The 16454-nt window shown below is 63.8% G+C and carries 16 protein-coding genes; 3 read left to right on the top strand and 13 right to left on the bottom strand.

Features of this window, described 5'->3' with window-relative positions:
* Nucleotide 1: 1 nt before the first annotated feature.
* A complete protein-coding gene (locus tag NKH54_RS27335) occupies nt 2-1477 on the top strand; it encodes a cobyric acid synthase (RefSeq protein ID WP_353029384.1) in 1476 nt (491 codons plus the stop codon).
* Nucleotides 1478-1627: 150 nt separating this feature from the next.
* Here NKH54_RS27335 and NKH54_RS27330 read toward each other — a convergent pair whose 3' ends face one another.
* Both NKH54_RS27330 and NKH54_RS27325 read right to left on the bottom strand, forming a co-directional pair.
* Nucleotides 1628-1798, bottom strand: coding sequence for a hypothetical protein (locus NKH54_RS27330; protein WP_023670429.1), 171 nt, complete (start codon nt 1796-1798; stop codon nt 1628-1630).
* Between the two features lie 52 nt (nt 1799-1850).
* The gene (locus NKH54_RS27325) at nt 1851-2636 is read right to left on the bottom strand and encodes a TSUP family transporter (protein WP_023733743.1); all 786 of its coding nucleotides are present in this window, start codon (nt 2634-2636) and stop codon (nt 1851-1853) included.
* A 194-nt stretch (nt 2637-2830) separates the two neighbouring features.
* Between NKH54_RS27325 and NKH54_RS27320 the strand changes: the two genes are divergently transcribed.
* Complete coding sequence (locus NKH54_RS27320; protein WP_023691035.1) at nt 2831-3262, top strand: TerB family tellurite resistance protein; 432 nt, start codon at nt 2831-2833, stop codon at nt 3260-3262.
* A 115-nt stretch (nt 3263-3377) separates the two neighbouring features.
* Here the strand turns inward: NKH54_RS27320 and NKH54_RS27315 are convergent, their stop codons facing one another.
* The 5 genes from NKH54_RS27315 to NKH54_RS27295 all read right to left on the bottom strand — a co-directional run bounded on the left by NKH54_RS27315 (nt 3378) and on the right by NKH54_RS27295 (nt 10022).
* The gene (locus NKH54_RS27315; RefSeq protein WP_023733742.1) at nt 3378-5000 is read right to left on the bottom strand and encodes an ABC transporter ATP-binding protein; all 1623 of its coding nucleotides are present in this window, start codon (nt 4998-5000) and stop codon (nt 3378-3380) included.
* A complete protein-coding gene (locus NKH54_RS27310) occupies nt 4997-5866 on the bottom strand; it encodes an ABC transporter permease (protein ID WP_352790886.1) in 870 nt (289 codons plus the stop codon). The genes NKH54_RS27315 and NKH54_RS27310 overlap by 4 nt, the downstream gene beginning before the upstream one ends.
* A complete protein-coding gene (locus NKH54_RS27305; protein ID WP_023700305.1) occupies nt 5863-6810 on the bottom strand; it encodes an ABC transporter permease in 948 nt (315 codons plus the stop codon). The genes NKH54_RS27310 and NKH54_RS27305 overlap by 4 nt, the downstream gene beginning before the upstream one ends.
* A gap of 334 nt (nt 6811-7144) precedes the next feature.
* Nucleotides 7145-8620: an ABC transporter substrate-binding protein gene (locus NKH54_RS27300; RefSeq protein WP_353029383.1), complete on the bottom strand. Its 1476-nt coding sequence runs from the start codon at nt 8618-8620 to the stop codon at nt 7145-7147.
* A gap of 121 nt (nt 8621-8741) precedes the next feature.
* Complete coding sequence (locus NKH54_RS27295) at nt 8742-10022, bottom strand: acetylornithine deacetylase/succinyl-diaminopimelate desuccinylase family protein (RefSeq protein ID WP_353029382.1); 1281 nt, start codon at nt 10020-10022, stop codon at nt 8742-8744.
* A gap of 223 nt (nt 10023-10245) precedes the next feature.
* Here NKH54_RS27295 and NKH54_RS27290 point away from each other — a divergent pair, with 223 nt between their 5' ends.
* Nucleotides 10246-10677 carry a L,D-transpeptidase gene (locus NKH54_RS27290; protein WP_142865151.1) on the top strand — a complete coding sequence of 144 codons (432 nt, stop codon included), beginning with the start codon at nt 10246-10248 and terminating at the stop codon, nt 10675-10677.
* Nucleotides 10678-10690: 13 nt separating this feature from the next.
* Here NKH54_RS27290 and NKH54_RS27285 read toward each other — a convergent pair whose 3' ends face one another.
* The 6 genes from NKH54_RS27285 to NKH54_RS27260 all read right to left on the bottom strand — a co-directional run bounded on the left by NKH54_RS27285 (nt 10691) and on the right by NKH54_RS27260 (nt 16367).
* A complete protein-coding gene (locus tag NKH54_RS27285; RefSeq protein ID WP_353029381.1) occupies nt 10691-11698 on the bottom strand; it encodes a lipid A biosynthesis lauroyl acyltransferase in 1008 nt (335 codons plus the stop codon).
* Between the two features lie 4 nt (nt 11699-11702).
* Nucleotides 11703-12731, bottom strand: a complete 1029-nt coding sequence (locus NKH54_RS27280) for a zinc-binding dehydrogenase (RefSeq protein WP_353029380.1) — start codon at nt 12729-12731, stop codon at nt 11703-11705.
* Between the two features lie 36 nt (nt 12732-12767).
* Nucleotides 12768-14039 (bottom strand): beta-ketoacyl-ACP synthase, encoded by a 1272-nt coding sequence (locus NKH54_RS27275; RefSeq protein ID WP_023825757.1) that lies wholly within the window; start codon nt 14037-14039, stop codon nt 12768-12770.
* Between the two features lie 42 nt (nt 14040-14081).
* Nucleotides 14082-15272, bottom strand: coding sequence for a beta-ketoacyl-ACP synthase (locus NKH54_RS27270; protein ID WP_353029379.1), 1191 nt, complete (start codon nt 15270-15272; stop codon nt 14082-14084).
* A 55-nt stretch (nt 15273-15327) separates the two neighbouring features.
* Nucleotides 15328-15609, bottom strand: coding sequence for an acyl carrier protein (locus tag NKH54_RS27265; RefSeq protein ID WP_010909964.1), 282 nt, complete (start codon nt 15607-15609; stop codon nt 15328-15330).
* Between the two features lie 209 nt (nt 15610-15818).
* Nucleotides 15819-16367, bottom strand: a complete 549-nt coding sequence (locus NKH54_RS27260; protein ID WP_023670442.1) for a histidine phosphatase family protein — start codon at nt 16365-16367, stop codon at nt 15819-15821.
* Nucleotides 16368-16454 lie beyond the last annotated feature (87 nt).

Genomic DNA, 16454 nt, shown 5'->3' with positions numbered 1-16454 from the left:
CATGGCCAAGGCGATCATGCTGCAAGGCACGGGTTCGGATGTCGGCAAGACGGTGCTGGTGGCGGGGCTCTGCCGCGCGGCCAGGAATCGCGGGCTGAAAGTCAGGCCGTTCAAGCCGCAGAACATGTCGAACAATGCCGCCGTCGCCGACATTCCGGGCGACAACCGCCCCGGCGGCGGCGAGATTGGCCGTGGGCAATGGCTGCAAGCGCTGGCGTGTGGTGTTCAGCCGACCGTGCATATGAATCCGGTGCTGCTCAAACCCCAGAGCGACATCGGTTCGCAGGTGATCGTGCAAGGCAAGGTGTTCGGCGAGGCGCGAGCGCGCGACTACCAGACAATGAAAGCGGGGCTGATGGACGCCGTGCTGGAGTCCTGGACGAAGGTCGGTGAGGGCGCCGATCTGGTCGTCGTCGAGGGCGCCGGATCGCCGGCCGAAATCAACCTGCGCAGCCGCGACATCGCCAATATGGGCTTTGCCACGCGCGCCGACGTGCCGGTCATCCTGGTCGGCGACATCGACCGCGGTGGCGTCATCGCTTCGGTCGCCGGCACGCATCTGATCCTGCCGGAGGAAGACAGGCGCATGATCGTCGGCTACCTCATCAACAAGTTCCGCGGCGATGTCTCGCTGTTCGACGACGGCATCCGGTCGATCGAAAGCTTCACCGGCTGGCGCTGCTTTGGCGTCGTGCCGTGGCTGAAGGCGGCGGCGCGATTGCCTTCGGAGGATTCGGTCGTGCTCGAACGCCTGGCATCGGGCGAGAAGCGGGCGTTGAAGGTCGCCGTGCCGATGCTTGGCCGCATCGCCAATTTCGACGACCTCGACCCGCTCAAGGCCGAGCCGCAGGTCGAAGTGGTGTTCGTGCCGCCGGGGCAGCGCTTGCCGGAGGATGCCGGCCTGGTGGTCATTCCCGGTTCCAAATCGACGATCGGCGATCTCATGAAGTTCCGCGAGAATGGCTGGGATCGCGATCTCCTCGCCCACCGCAAACGCGGCGGCCATATCGTCGGCATTTGCGGCGGTTTCCAGATGCTCGGCCGCCTGGTGCGCGATCCCGATGGCATCGAGGGCAGCGTCACCGAGGCCGAAGGTCTTGGTCTGCTCGACATCGAGACGGTGATGGAGCCGGAAAAGACGGTGCGCAATGTCAGCGCCCGCTCGGTGCCGTTCGGCCTCGCGCTCGAGGGCTACGAAATTCATCTCGGCCGCACCACCGGGCCGGACATGGCGCGGCCGTCGGCTGTGATCAACGGGACCGACGACGGTGCCATTTCCGCCGATGCCAAGGTTTTTGGCACCTATCTGCACGGCCTGTTTTCCGCCGACGCTTTCCGGGCGAGATTCCTGGAAAGCCTCGGCGTGAAAGGCGGCGGCATCGACTATCGCGCGGAGGTGGAAAAAGCGCTGGACGAGATCGCCACCGAGATGGAGCGCCATCTTGAGTGCGATGCGATTTTTGGGTTAGCAAGGTAGGACCATCCACCGTTTCGTCATCCTCGGGTCTGCGCGTCCGCTTTGCTTCATGGTCATCCTTCCGCGCGGAAGAGCCTAACGGACCATGCATCCAAAGCAAAAGCGCCCGGCTTTTGACCGGGCGCTTCGAATTGCAGAAGTCGCGGGCGCCTAGGCGCCGCGCATCAGGCAGGCGGCGGCAAGCACGATGTATGCGATGAGGACAATCCACACCGCAGCCAGAGGAATGAACGCAAGAACGCCAAGCGCGGCGAGCACGCCGATGATGGCGATGACAAGGGATATGATGAAAACAAGCTGAGTGGGTGCACTAAGATTCATGTGTGGTCCCTCCAACATGATTCGTACAACGGCACTCTATCAGGCGTGAGGCTTATACACCAATCAGCTGGCGCAATGGGTTCGCCGGGTCGGCCAGCAGCTTCACCGCCAGAGCCAGGCAGATGATCACCAGCAGCGGCTTGATCAGCCGGGCGCCGATGCGGATGGCAAGGCTGGCGCCGAGCCGGGCGCCGAGGAACTGGGCGACGCCCATCATCAGCCCGATCTTCCAGTAGACGACGCCGGCGACCGCAAAGACGATGAAGCCGCCGATGTTGGAGGCGAAATTGAGCAGCTTGGTGTGTGCCGTAGCCTTGAGCACGCCGAAGCCGGCAAGGCTGACGAAGGCCAGCATATAGAAGGAGCCGGCTCCCGGCCCGAACAGCCCGTCATAGAAGCCGACCAAAGGGGCGATGATCAGCCCGAACAGGAAGGGCGACAGGCGCTCGGCGCGGTCGACATCGTTCATGTTGGGTTTCACGGCGAAGTAGATCGCGATGGCGATCAAAAGCAGCGGCAGCAGCGCCCGCAGGAGATCACCTGGCACGAATGCCGCCAGCAAGGCGCCGACGGCACTGCCGGTAAGGGCCAGAAGCGCCGATGGCAGCTGTCGACGCAGATCGACACGGCCATTCCTGGCATAGTGGATGGTCGCCGAAGCGGTGCCGAAAATGCCCTGCAGCTTGTTGGTTCCAAGTGCCGCGACCGGCGGGAATCCGGCAAGCAGCAGGGCCGGGATGGTGATCAGCCCGCCGCCGCCGGCTATCGAATCGACAAAGCCGGCTGCAAAGGCGGCCAAGGCAAGCATGATGACGGTGTGGGTAGCGAGGTCGAGCATCGGGATTTCTGAACATTCCGGCGGGAAAGGTGATGCGCGCCTTCTCATGGCCATCTGGTTTGCGCAAGGCCGATTCCGCGCTACGTCCATCCAAGCGCGTTGCGCTTGGATTTCCTGTGGTGCATGTCATTATCCCAATACCGCTGGGCAATTTTGGGTCATATGCACTGGGCGGACTCGGAAAAGGGATACTGTTGGCGATGGCATTGCTCGACCAGATACGCTCGATCTTCGATGGTGACCCCGGCGTGCGCAAGGTTGCCGACGACCCCGTGCTGTCGGCGGAACTCTTGATGCTGTTTCGCATGATCCTGGCCGACGGCTCGGTTTCGGAGAGCGAAATGGTCGCCTTCCGGCGCATCTGCAAGGACGCCTTCGGCATCCCGGAAACCAGCATCGACGCGGTCATCGAATATCTCAATGATTTCGGCTACGAGACCAACGGTTCGCAAGCCATGGCGCTGTTCCGCGATCTCGATGTCGAACGGCGCAAGTTGCTGGCGCTCCACATGGCGGAGATCGCCAAAGCCGATTCCAAACTGGCCGAGAGCGAAGTGCGGCTGTTGCGCCGCACGCTCGATTTGCTCGACATCAGCCCGGTCGATGTGGTGAAGCCGGAGGAGTGAGGCAGACCAGGGGCAACGGCCGCCCGGCCGGGTCCCCGCTGCTTCGCAGCGTCCCAGCGTTCGTGACCTTTCATCGTGCCACTGGCACGATGAATTCGCTGCGCGAACCGGTCACTCACCCCTGTTCCTGCATACGGTGAGCGATCGCCCGATGCAGATCGGGCGCAGCCGCGACCAGCGCCCTGGCCGCCTCCGACTGCGGATGATCGAGCACGTCGCCGGTCTTGCCGCGCTCGACGATCCTGCCGTCATGCATGACCAGCACCTCATCGGTGATGGCGCGGGCGACGGTCAAATCGTGAGTGATGAAGAGATAGCCGATGCCGAGCTTCTGGTTGAGCTCTGCGAACAGATCGAGGATCTGGGCGCGGATCGACACGTCGAGCGCCGAGACCGGCTCGTCGGCGACGACCAGCTTCGGCCTTGTGATGATGGCGCGGGCGATCGACAGGCGCTGGCGCTGGCCGCCGGAAAACTCATGCGGATATTTGTCCATGTCGCTGACGCCGAGGCCGACCTCGTGCAGCGCATGCGCCACCATCTCGCGCCGCTCGGCCGGTGTCGGCTTCTTTTCCAGTACATGCAGCGGCTCGGCGACCAGTTTCTCGACCTTCTGGCGCGGGTCGAAAGAGCCGTAGGGATCCTGGAACACCACCTGCATGTCGCGCCGCGCGGCTTTGAGCTCCGCCTCGCTTTTGCCGGTGATGGTCTCGCCGCGAAAGCGGATCGTTCCCGATGTCGATTTGTCGAGCGCCAGGATCATGCGGGCAAGCGTTGACTTGCCGCAGCCGGAGCGGCCGACCAGCGCCACCGATTGGCCCGGCGCCAGCGACAAGGACACGTCGTCGACGGCGCGGATCGGAGACGCTGACTTGAACAGGGAGGTGCGCCGGCCCGGATAGTCCCGTGTCACGCCTTCGACCTCAAGCAGCGGTTTGCCCTGGCCGGCGGCGTGAACCTTGGCGCGGGCGGGCACGTGCATGGAGGCCAGCGCCAGCTGGCGCGTGTAGGGATGCAGCTGTTCCGACAGCGTGCGTGCGGTGTCGCCGGCTTCCATCACCTCGCCATGGCGCAGAATGGTGATGCGGTCGGTCATTTCGGTGACGACCGCGAGATCGTGCGAGATCAACAGCAGGCCCATGCGGTTTTCGCTGACAAGGCCGCGCAAGAGGTCGAGGATCTGCGCCTGCAGCACCACGTCGAGCGCCGTGGTCGGCTCGTCGGCGATGAGCAGCTTGGGTTTCAATGCGCAGGCAATGGCGATGACGACGCGCTGGCGCTGGCCGCCCGACAGTTCGTGCGGATAGCGCGACAGCGGGAATTTGGCCTCGGGCAGGCCGACGCGGTCGAGCATTTTGCGCGCCCGGTCTTCGGCTTCCGCGCGGCTTGCCCTGGTGTGCCAGCGTATGCCTTCAGCGACCTGCTCGCCGATCGTCTTGACCGGGTTAAGCGCCGTCATAGGTTCCTGGAACACCATGCCGATGTCGTCGCCGCGCAGCGCGCACATCTGGTCCTCGGTTGCGGCCAGAATATCGATGCCGTCGAAGGTCACGCGGCCGGTGGCGCGCGCAGCATGCGGCAGAAGCTGCATGATGGTCAGCGCCGTCATCGATTTGCCCGAGCCGGATTCGCCGACCAGCCCCATCACCTCGCCGGGCGCGACGGAGAGGTCGACCCCTTTCAGGATCGGCGTGTCGCCGATGGCCAGCGACAGGTTCTCCATCTGCAGCAGGCTCATCGCTGCCGCCGCGATTTCGGGTCGAGTATGTCGGCGATGCCGTCGCCGAGCAGATTGAGCCCAAGCACCGTGACGACGATGGCCATGCCGGGGAAGATGGCCATCCAAGGCGCCACCACCATGCGCGTCTGAGCGTCGAACAGCATGCGGCCCCAGCTCGGCATTGGCGGCTGGGCGCCGAGGCCGACATAGGAGAGGCCGGCTTCGGCCAAAATGCCGAGCGCGAACTGGATGGTGCCTTGCACCAGAAGCAGCGTGGCGATGTTGGGCAGCACGTGCTCGATTGTAATCTGCGTCTTGCTCTTGCCGGCGGCGCGCGCGGCGAGGATGAACTCGCGCGGCCAGATCGCCAGCGCGCCGGCGCGGGCGACACGCGCAAACACCGGGATGTTGAAAATGCCGATTGCGATGATGGCGTTGATTGCGCCCGGTCCGAAGATGGCGGTGATCATGATCGCCGACAGCAGCGCCGGGAAGGCGAAGACGAGGTCGTTCAGCCGCATCAGCGCCTCGTCGACAAACCCGCCGCGCGCCGCGGCGAAGGCGCCGAGCGGCACGCCGACGCCCATGCCGATGCCGACCGCGACCAGCGCCACGGCAATTGAGTTGCGGGCGCCGACCATGATCATCGACAGGATGTCGCGGCCGAAATGATCGGTGCCGAACCAGTGCGCCGCAGAGGGCGCCAGCGTCTTGTCCGAGATCACCAGTTTGGTCACGTCGTAGGGCGTCCAGACGCAGGAGATGACCGCTATTGCAGCCACCAGCACCGTGATGGCGAAGCCGATGAGGAAGGAGCGGTTGCGGAAGGCCTTGGCCAGAATGCTGCCCAACGTCTCCTGCGGGATGTCGATGTGCAGCGTCATTGCCGGCCTCGAAGGCGCGGATCGACGATGGCGTAGGAGACGTCGACGACGAGGTTGACTGCAATGACGGCGACGACCAGCAGCATGACGATGCTTTCCACCACGATCAGGTCGCGCTGAGTGATCGCCTGGAACACCAGCCGTCCCAGACCAGGCAGATAAAAGACGTTCTCGATGATGATGGTGCCGGCGAGCAGGAAGGCGAATTGCAGGCCCAGAATGGTCAGAACCGGGATCATCGCATTGCGCAGCGCGTGCCGCCACAGCACAGCGCGATAGGGCAGGCCCTTGGCGCGGGCGGTGCGAATATAATCCTCGTTCAGCACCTCGAGCAGCGCGGAGCGGGCAACGCGAGCCAGGATCGCGGCCTGCGGCAGAGCGAGTGCTACGGCCGGCAGCAGCAGCGATTTCAGCGCCGGCCAGGCGCCGGCGCTCCAGCCGGGGAAACCGCCGGCCGGCACCAGCCGCAGCCAGACGGCAAAGAGGTAGATCAGCATCAGCGCGAACCAGAAGTTCGGGATGGCGACGCCGAGCTGGGCGGCGCCCATGGCGATCGTGTCACCGGCCCGCCCGCGCCGGCTGGCGGAATAGAGCCCGACCGGGATGGCAATGATGGTCGACAGCGCCAGCGCGATCAGCGCCAGCGGCAGGGAAACCGCCATGCGCTCGCGGACAAGGTCGATGACCGGCACCGAATAAGTGTAGGAGCGGCCGAAATCGAGGCTGAGCAGGCCACCGACCCAGTGGAGGTAACGCAGGAGAAGCGGTGCGTTGAGGCCCATCTGGTTGCGCAGGAGTTCGACCTGATCGGCGCTGGCGTTGAGGCCGAGCATCAGCCGCGCCGGGTCGCCGGGCAGGATTTCGAGCACGGCGAAAACGATCATCGAGGCCAGGATCAAGGTTGCGATGGCGATGGCGAGGCGTTTGAGGAGGTAGGCGGTCATGGTGGAGGGAATGGTGCGTTGCCAAGTGCGATGACTGAGCAAAGGCAGCGTTCTGTCACACCCCCCTCTGTCCTGCCGGACCCGGCCCTTCGCTGTCGCTTCGGGCGTTCGTTGTTCGGAAAGCCAAGCAGTTGGCTTTCCGTCCGCTGCGCGGACCACTCCTCACCCCCCGCAAGGGGGGAGATCAGCAGTTTCCGTGTCGTCGACCAGCGTTCAACGTTCGCGATAGGCGAAAGCGGAGATGAGAGCCCAATCTCCCCCCTTGCGGGGGAGATGCCCGGCAGGGCAGAGGGGGGTGTGAAGGAATGCACACTGTTGCCTGTCGGGCGCCGCCTCAATCCGTCCACTTCACCTTGGTCAGATCATTCGCCTGGATCGGCGCATTCTCCCACAGGCCCTGCAGCTTGGCGTCCCAGACGCCGACCTTCGGCAGTTCATAGAGGAAGCCGACCACGGCGTCGTCGGCCAGGATCTTCTGTGCTTCGCCGAGCAGCGTGTTGCGCTTGGCGTCGTCGGAGGTGAGGTTCAGCTCGGCGATGATCTTGTCGAAGGCGGGGTTGTCGTAGTTGAAGTAGTAGTCCTTGCGCGAATAGATATCGATGTCGCTGGGCTCGGTGTGGGAGACGATGGTCAGGTCGTAATCCTTCTTGGTGAACACCTGATCCAGCCACTGCGCCCATTCGACCGGAATGATTTCCAGGTCGATGCCGACATCGCGCAGCTGCGAGGCGATGATCTCGCCGCCAAGCCGTGCATAGGAAGGCGGCGGCAGTTTCAGCGTCGCCTTGATGCCGTTTTCGAAGCCGGCTTGCTTCAGCAGCTCCTTGGCCTTGTCGACATTGTGCGGGTACAGGCCGGTGAGGTCGACATAGGCCTTGCTGGCGGGCGACATGTGCGAACCGATCGGCACGCCGAGGCCGGCCGAGGCGCCGTCGATGATCGCCTTGCGGTCGAGCGCGAAGGCAATCGCCTGCCGCACCTCGAGCTTGTCGAAAGGCGGCTTCTTGTTGTTGATCGCCAAAATGGTCTCGCCCTCGGTCGAGCCGATCACCACCTTGAAGCGCGGATCGTCCTTGACCTGCGCGACGCTGTCGGGATCGAAGAAAGGGAAAGCCTGGATGTCGCCCGAGAGCAGCGCCGGCACGGCGGCAGCGGCGTCGGGAACGATGCGGAACTCGGCCTTGTCGAGGAACACCGGGGCGCCCCAGTAAGTGTCCGATTTCACCAGCGTGATCGACGAGCCCTTGGCCCAGCTCTGGAATTTGAACGGGCCGGTGCCGATGGGCTTTTCCTTGTTGGTGTCGGCGCTCTCGGGCGCCACGATCACGGCGTCGCCCCAGCCCAGATTGTAAAGGAACGACCCTTGCGGGTTCTTCAGCGTCACCTTGACCGTTGCCGGATCGACGACTTCGACCGTATCGATGGCGGCGAACAGGGCCTTTTGCGCGTTTACGGAATTGTCGGCACGGGCGCGGTCGAGGGAGAACTTCACGTCGCCGGCGTCGAAATCGCTGCCGTCATGGAATTTGACGCCGGTGCGCAGCTTGAAGGTGTAGACCTTGCCATCGTCGGAAATGGCCCAGCTCTCGGCAAGGTCGGGCAGCACTTCGCCATTCGGGCCGATGCGGGTCAGGCCCTCGAAGACGTTGGCGTAGAGCACTTCGTCGATCGCCGCGGCAGCACCGGCGGTCGGATCGAGATGTGGCGGCTCGAGCGTAATGCCGATCACCAGGTCGGTGCGTGCGGCAAATGCCTGACTGCCGGCCAGTGCCAGCACTGCGGCGGCAAGAATGGTTTTCCACAATTTCATCGTGCAACTCCCAAATGCTCGAACCCTGGTACGATAGAAGCGTGATTTCGAGGTGGAGTAAATTGCGTTTCGTGCTCTGCAGCGGCGCGGGGAGGAATGTTTTTTCAGCGAAGTCGATGGTTCAGTCCGCGGCCGTGCCCCTAAGCAGCACATTCAGCCCGATCGCCATCACCTTGGCCGACTCCACCATGTCAGAGATACCGACCCATTCGTCGGGCCGGTGGGCGAGGTCCAAAATGCCCGGGCCATAGGCGATGCAATCATAGATGTGGCCGATGCGGGCGATGTGCTTCTGGTCGTAAGTACCTGGTGAAATGACATAATCCGGCTCGCGGTCGAAGATCGCCATGATGCCTTGCGCCACCGCCTTGACCACTGGCGCATCGCGCTCGGTCATCAGCGGCAGCACCTCCATCAGGTCGCGAATCTCGTAGTCGAACTTTTTGCGCTCGCGCTTCAGCCGGTCGAGGATATCGGTCACCTCGCTCTTGACCGTGGCAAGGTCCTCCTCGAGCAGGAAGCGGCGGTCGATGGTCAGCCGGCAAGCGTCGGGCACGTTGGGTGAGGGCAGGCCGGGGCGGAAATCCTCGGTCTGGCCGCCATGGATCGAGTTGATGTTCATGGTCGAGCGCTTTGCGCCTTCGGGCACGACAGGCATGCGCGTCACCTTGCGGTCGAGCGCCGGAAAAAGTTCATCCTCGAAGGCCTGCAGCACGGCGCCCATGTGGCGCACGGCATTGTCGCCGAGGAACGGCATCGAGCCATGCGCGATCTCGCCCTTGGTCTCGATCTCCGCCCACCAGACGCCGCGATGGCCAAGACAGATGCGGTCCTTGTTCAGCGGCTCGGGGATGATGACGTGGTCGACCTTGGGTTTCGAGAAATAGCCAAGCTTCGCCAGATGCGCGACGCCGCCGAAGCCGCCGGACTCCTCATCGACCGTGCCCGAAATTTCGATGGCGCCGGGAAAGTCGGGGAAAACCTCCATGAAGGCTTCCGCCGCGATGATCGAGGCGGCCATGCCCCCTTTCATGTCGCAGGCGCCGCGGCCGTAGACCTTGCCGTCCTTCACCACCCCGGCAAAGGGATCGACGCTCCAGCCTTCGCCGGCTTCGACCACATCGATGTGCGAGTTGAAATGGACACAGGCCCCAGGCGAGCGGCCGTCGAAGCGGTTGACGACATTGACGCGGGGATAGCGGTCGGTGTCGCCGGGCGTGCCTTCGGCGCGGATGAATTCGGTTTCGAAGCCAAGCCTGGCTAGGCGCGCACCGATATATTCGGCGCAGGGGCGATAGGCTTCGCCAGGCGGGTTGATGGTCGGGAAGCGGATCAGGTCGGCGGTCAGTGCGACCAGGTCATCAACACGGGCGTCTATCGCTTTGAAGAGTCGTTCGTTCATTCCCGGATTTGAGCAGGCAAGGGGGTGGTTTTGCAAGCATCGCGCCACTGGCGCCGAAACTTCGTGTCGCAGCGGCAACTATGGCGGGAAAATCGTTCAAATTCGCTGCTTTAGATTGGCGAATTTATCAAGGAGTGTGTGTTAGATCACTCACCTGTCGTTAAAAAGATGAAAAACCGCGTGATGACAGGGCAGGCAAGGGGCATCAAAGGGGTTTGATCTCATGACTAAAATCGTTCTCATGGCAGCTGCTTTTGCTGCGATGCTGTTCGGCACGTCCATCGAAAGCAGGGCTGCCTCGCTGGTGGCCAGCATCGACGTCTCGTCGCAGACGATGACCGTCAGCCAATACGGCCAGGTGCTTTATCGCTGGAGCGTGTCCACCGCCCGCAGTGGCTATTTCACGCCGCGTGGCACCTATCGGCCGCAACGCACGGCGCGGATGTGGTATTCGAAAAAATACCACATGTCGCCAATGCCTTACTCGGTGTTCTTCCATGGCGGCTACGCCATCCACGGCACCGGCGCGGTCAGGCAGCTGGGGCGTCCGGCATCGCATGGCTGCGTGCGACTGCACACCGCCAATGCCGCGATGTTCTATTCGATGGTGCGCGAAGTCGGCTTCGGCAATACGCGGATCGTTGTTACGAACTGAGGCTATCGACGCCTTAGGATTGACGCTGCCGCTGGCCGGTGGCGTTGGCCTGTCCGCGCCGGCGCCGACGCCGGCCCGAGATTTCCCACCTTTTGTGGAACCACATCCATTGTCCCGGATCCTCGCGCACCCAGCGCTCGACCACGTCGGCGAGCAGTTGGGTGGTGGCCGCGACATCGACGCTGCCGCTTTCATTGCGCGGCAAGGTCAGTTTGTCCTCGATCTCGAGGCGGAAGCGGTTGCCTGGCAGCCGCACACATCGCGCCGGATAGACGTCGCAATCATAGTGACGGGCGAGCATGCCCAGAACCGGATTGCTCTGGCATCGGCGATTAAAGAAGATCGTCTCCAGTCCGCTGGAGAATTTCTGGTCGACCAAAACGCCGATATTGCCGCCTTTCTCCAGAATCGACGCCAACGCGAAGGAGGCGCCGGTCGAAGACGGCAGCAAGGCGCCCATGCTCGAACGCCGCGTCGAATGGATATAATCGGCGAGGTAAGGATTGTTCGGCGGACGAAACAGCGCCGTGATCTTCATGCCGAACGTCGCGGCAGCCACCGGCAGCAATTCAAAATTGCCGAGATGGCCGGTGAACAGGATATGCGGTTTGTCCTCGCCAGCTATCTGATGGAAATGGTCGGCGCCACCGACTTCGACGCGGCCGGGCGTCGCTGCGTTCGGATCATAATCGAAGAGCGCGTCAAGAAAGATGTATTCGGCGGCGAGCCGGGCCATGTTGCCCCACATGTCGGAGGCGATGGCCTCGATCTCGACATCGCTCTTTTCGGGATAGGCAAGGCGCAGATTGTCGATGGCGACGCGGTGGCGCCCGACACGGGGGCCGATGCGGCGGGCCGCGCCGTCGGCGAAATTGAGCGCCTTGTCGGCGGGCAAGAGGCGCAGCAGCGAGATGATCGTCATCGCCGCGCGCGCCACCAGCCAGTGCTCCATCTGGCGCAGTCTTCGGCCATAGCGGAACATGAAGTCCCGGCGGGCTTTCTTGAACACCTTGCCGGCCATGGTCCTAAGAAACGCGCAGGATGATCTTGCCGAACACGTCGCGGCCTTCCATGCGCTTCAACGCGGCGTCGATGCCGTCGAAGCCGACCTCGGTGTCGATAACAGGTGCTACCTGTCCCGCCGCCATCTTCTGCATGGCGTTGGCCATGTTCTCCATGCGGCAGCCGAAGGACCCGAGCAGCTTCAGCTGCTGCTGGAACAGCTGCATCAGATTGATCTGCGTCGACACGCCGGAGGTCGAGCCGCAGGTGACCAGGCGGCCGCCGCGCTTGAGGCACAGCATCGAGGCCGCAAAGGTGTCGGCGCCGACATGCTCGAAGACGACGTCGACGCCCTTCTTCCTGGTGAGCTTGCGCACGACGCCTTCGAAACGGTCGTCGCGGTAGTTGATGACGTGATCGGCGCCGAGGGCCTTGGCCTTGTCGATCTTGTCGTTGGAGCCGACCGTGGTGATGATGGTGCAACCCATGCGCCTGGCCAGCTGGATCGCCGCCGAGCCGATGCCGGAGCCCCCGGCATGGATGAGGATGGTTTCGCCGGGCTGCAGCTTGGCATTGTCGAACAGCATGTGCTCGACGGTGCCGAAGGTGACAGGGGCGACGGCAGCGCCGACATCGGTCACGCCGGGAGGGGCAGGGACCAGCAGGCGCGCCGGCAGGTTGATCTTCTCCTGCGCAAAGCCGTCGAGATGGAAGCCGTGGACGCCCGAGACATGTTCGCAGAGATTGTCGCGGCCTTCGCGGCAGGCGCGGCAAAGGCCGCAGGTGCGCGCGCCGTAGATCGACAGCAATTGTCCGGGCAGCAGGCTGGAGACGCCGGGGCCGACAGCTTCGACCTCGCCGGAGGCTTCGGCGCCGACGACCAGCGGCAGCTTACGCTTGGCGAAGGCCATGCCACGCCAGCCCCAGACGTCGATATGGTTCAGCGCCACCGCCTTGATGCGCAGCGTGACTTCGCCCAATGCGGGGGGCGGCGGGGGCGGCAGGTCCACCGTTTCAAGACGGCGGTCCTCGATAAGTTGCAGTGCGCGCATGGGGCCTGTCAGTTCAGTCTGGCTGAAAAAGGTCGCTTAGACCGGTTCCCGCGCCATGACAAGGCAAGTGTTCTGGCCGCCGAAGCCGAACGAGTTCGACAGAACGCTACGAACCTCGGCATTGCGCTTCTTGTTGGGCACCACGTCGAGCACGATTGCCGGGTCGGGATTGTCGTAGTTGATGGTCGGCGGAATGACGCTTTCGCGCATGGTCATCAGCGAAAACGCCGCTTCGACGGCGCCGGCCGCCGACAGCGTGTGGCCGATCATCGACTTGTTGGACGAGACCGGCATCGAGCCGATGCGATCGCCGAACACGGTCGACAGCGACAGATGCTCCATCTTGTCGTTTTCCGGTGTCGAGGTGCCGTGAGCGTTGACGTAGTCGATCTCGTCCTTGCTCAAGCCGGCATCGGCAAGGGCTGCGCGGACTGCTGCGATCGCCGGCGAACCGTCGGGCTTGGAACGGGTGCGATGGAAATCGTCGGCCTTTTCACCGCAGCCGCGCAGGATGCCGAGAACGCTGGCGCCCCGAGCAAGGGCTGCCTCAAGCGATTCCAGCACCAGAGCGCCGGAGCCTTCGGCCAGCACAAAGCCGTCGCGGTCCTTGGAGAAGGGTTTTGACGCCTTTTCAGGGATGTCATTGTGGGTCGACAGCGCCGAGAGCAACGAAAAGCGGATCAGCGCCTCGGCGGTTGCCGAACCGTCGGCGCCGATGGACAGCGCCCGGTCGCATTCGCCGCGGCGGATCGCTTCGACGCCGAGCTGGATGGCGGTGGCGCCCGAAGCGCAGGCCGTCGACAGCGTGATCGGCAGGCCGCGCGTGCCAAAGCGGTCGGCCAGCCGGTCGGCGATCGCGCCGAACTGCGTGCTTGCGAACGTATCTGTTTCCTTCAGCCCGCGCGCCACCCTGAGCAGCCTTTCGGCGCCGGCGCCTTTGCCGTCGGAATTGTAGAGCGCGAAGCGATCCTGCCAGTCGAGTTCGACCGGCGGCGAGGCGAGGAACAGAGGCCCGCCAAAATCAGAGGAATCGAGGCCGGATTCGGCCACCGCCTCCTTCGCTGCGGTTTCGGCCAGCTCGTAGGTCAGCAGGCTGGCGCCTTTCGAGCTTGAGTCGAGGAAGTCGACCATGCCGGAGATGCGGGTGTTGAGGTGGTCGACGGGAAAGCGGGTGATCGGGTGGATGCCCGATTTGCCGGAGGTCAGTGCCGCCCAGTTATCGGCCTTGCCGATGCCGAGCGACGTTACCACGCCGATGCCGGTGACGGCGACGATCGGCCTGCCCATGTGATCTCTGAGATTGGCCATCCGGAACCTCTTAACTTTGCAGCACGATCGCGCAGCGCTGCTTCAAGCAGCGTTGACCAGCGCCATGCCCTCGAATTGGTGATAGCCGATCGCCGTTGCGAGCACGGTTTCGGGAATGCCTTCGAACGGCTTCTCGGCCGCGGCGTCGAATAAGGGGTAGGCGGCCTTGCGGTCGACGGCCAGGGCGGCGAGGGCGACCGCGAATGGAAACTGCGCTTCCTTCATATGCCCGGTCAGCGTGGCGAAGCCGCGCGCCGATATCGCCGGATTGGCATCCAGCGCTGACTTTTCGGCTGACGTTGCGGTATGCGCCCCGGATGCGCCCGACAGGGCCAGCAACTTGCCGTTCGGGAGAGCCGCCTGTTTGAGCAATGCCGCGATCTCGGCGTCAAGCTCGCCGCGCGAGCGCCGGGCGCGGCCTGAGACGACCGGTCCGAGCTCGGCATAGATTTTCCGCCCACGCCTTTGCGCGTGTTCGCGCTGCTCCAGCACCAGGAAGGCGCCGCCGGAGCCGGAGACCAGGCCGCCGCCCTCGGCGCCCTGTCTCTGCCAGACCGGCTTCCATGGGCCGCGATGCAGATAACCGGCCAGCTCATAACCGAGCAGCATGTCGGAATGTTCGGTCTGGAAGGCGCCGCCGACCAGTATGTGCGTCGACTGTCCGGAGCGGATGCGCGCGGCGGCGGTCTCGACGGCGGCGACGCCAGCACCTTCCTCGCCCATGAAGGTCCTCGACGATCCCGTCACCTTGTGGACGATGGAGATGTTGCCGGCGAGCAGATTGGAGAGCTGGGCCAGGAAAAGCGTCGGCCGCAATTCGGTGGTCAGTTTCTCGTTGAGCAGCACGTCGCGGTCGTTGCGGCTCTCGGACGCTGCGAGGATGGCGGCATCGACCGCCTCGTCTCGCTCGCCGCCGCCGGCAGCGACAACCATGTCCATGGTCGTGCAGAGCTCGTCATTGCCCTTGATGCCGGCGTCGTCCAGCGCCATGCCGGCGGCATAGGTGCCCAGCCTCTGCCATGTTTCCATCTGCCGCTGGTCACCGCGCTTGGCGATCTGCAAGTTCCAGTCGATCTCCGGCAGGGGATGCACGGTGTAGGGCGCAAAGCGCGCGGATTCGAGCACCGGCTGCAGGCCGGGCTGCGCCAGCTTCTGCCAGTGGGTATCCGGACCCTCTCCCAGCGAGGAGACAAGGCCGATACCGGTGATGACGACGTCGCGAGGGCTGCTCATGAGCGGCTTTGTGGGTCAGGCGGCGCAGCCCGTCAAGGCCGCGCGCCAGCCGATATCAGGCGGTCTTGGCGGCGACCAGCGCGTCGATCTTGGCGCACAGGTTCTTCATGACGAAGTAATCGTCGGTCGAAGCCTTGCCGTCATTGACTTCCTGGGTCCACTTTTCCAGCGGCACCTTGATGCCGAATTCCTTGTCGATGGCAAAGACGATATCGAGGAAATCGAGACTGTCGATGCCGAGATCGTCGATCGTGTGGCTCTCGGGAGTGATGGTGTCGATATCGATCTCGCTGGTGTCGGCAATGATCTTGGCGACTTTGTCGAACGTGGTGGACAAGGGCTCTTCCTTCGGTTGCGGGCGGAATCTGTCCGCATCTGGTTTGGGCGCTGTCTAATCGGTTTTTCCCGGCAGGAAAAGGCCTGATGCGCGGGGCGCAGATGGTATGGCCTTCCCATAAAGACAAGAAGGGCTGCCCGACAAGCCGGCGGCCCTTCCAGTTGACGTTACGTCAGATCAGTTTTTAGGGAGCTTGACCACTGGCTTTCTCAGAACGTGACGCGGCCGAGCACGCGCAAGCCATCGCCCTGCGGCTCGACCACCACCGCTTCGCCCTCGCGCGGCGAGACGCCGGTCAGCGCGACGATGTTTTCGAGATGCGTGACCATGACCAGATTGTCGGAACCGGTGTAGGCGCGGATTTCCTTCATCACCGCGTCGAGCTGCGCGGCCTTCTCGGTCGGATCGCTCCTCAGGAGGTCGAGCGGCGCAAAAAGCTCCGGCTCCGCTTCGAAGGCGATGCGGGCAGTGTCGAGGCAGCGGCAATAGCGGCTGGACAGCACCCGCTCGATGGGGGCGGCGCGGGCGCCGAACAGCGCGCCGATCTTGCTCGCCTGCTGCTTGCCGCGCGCCGATAGATTGACCTGGGTGGCACAGTTGTCGATGACGAAATTGGCGGGGTCGGTGGTGCCGGTGACCAGTGCGTGGCGAAGCAGCACGACATGCCCGCCGTCACGCAGCAGCGCCCAGCCGGCGTCGGTCGCGTGGGCGACGGCGGGAACAGCAAGCAGGAACAGCGACAGCACAAATCGAATCATCGAAACCTTTCCGGGAGCCGGATGCCGGCTCCGGTCATTCTGATATAGGGATCGGAAAGCCGGCACAAAGACAAGCGAAAGGCGAAC

The organism is Mesorhizobium sp. M1004 (assembly GCF_040318795.1).
In the GTDB taxonomy this organism is placed as follows: domain Bacteria; phylum Pseudomonadota; class Alphaproteobacteria; order Rhizobiales; family Rhizobiaceae; genus Mesorhizobium.
The sequence above is the reverse complement of the archived record's forward strand: the minus strand, read 5'-3'. Positions and strand labels throughout refer to the sequence as shown.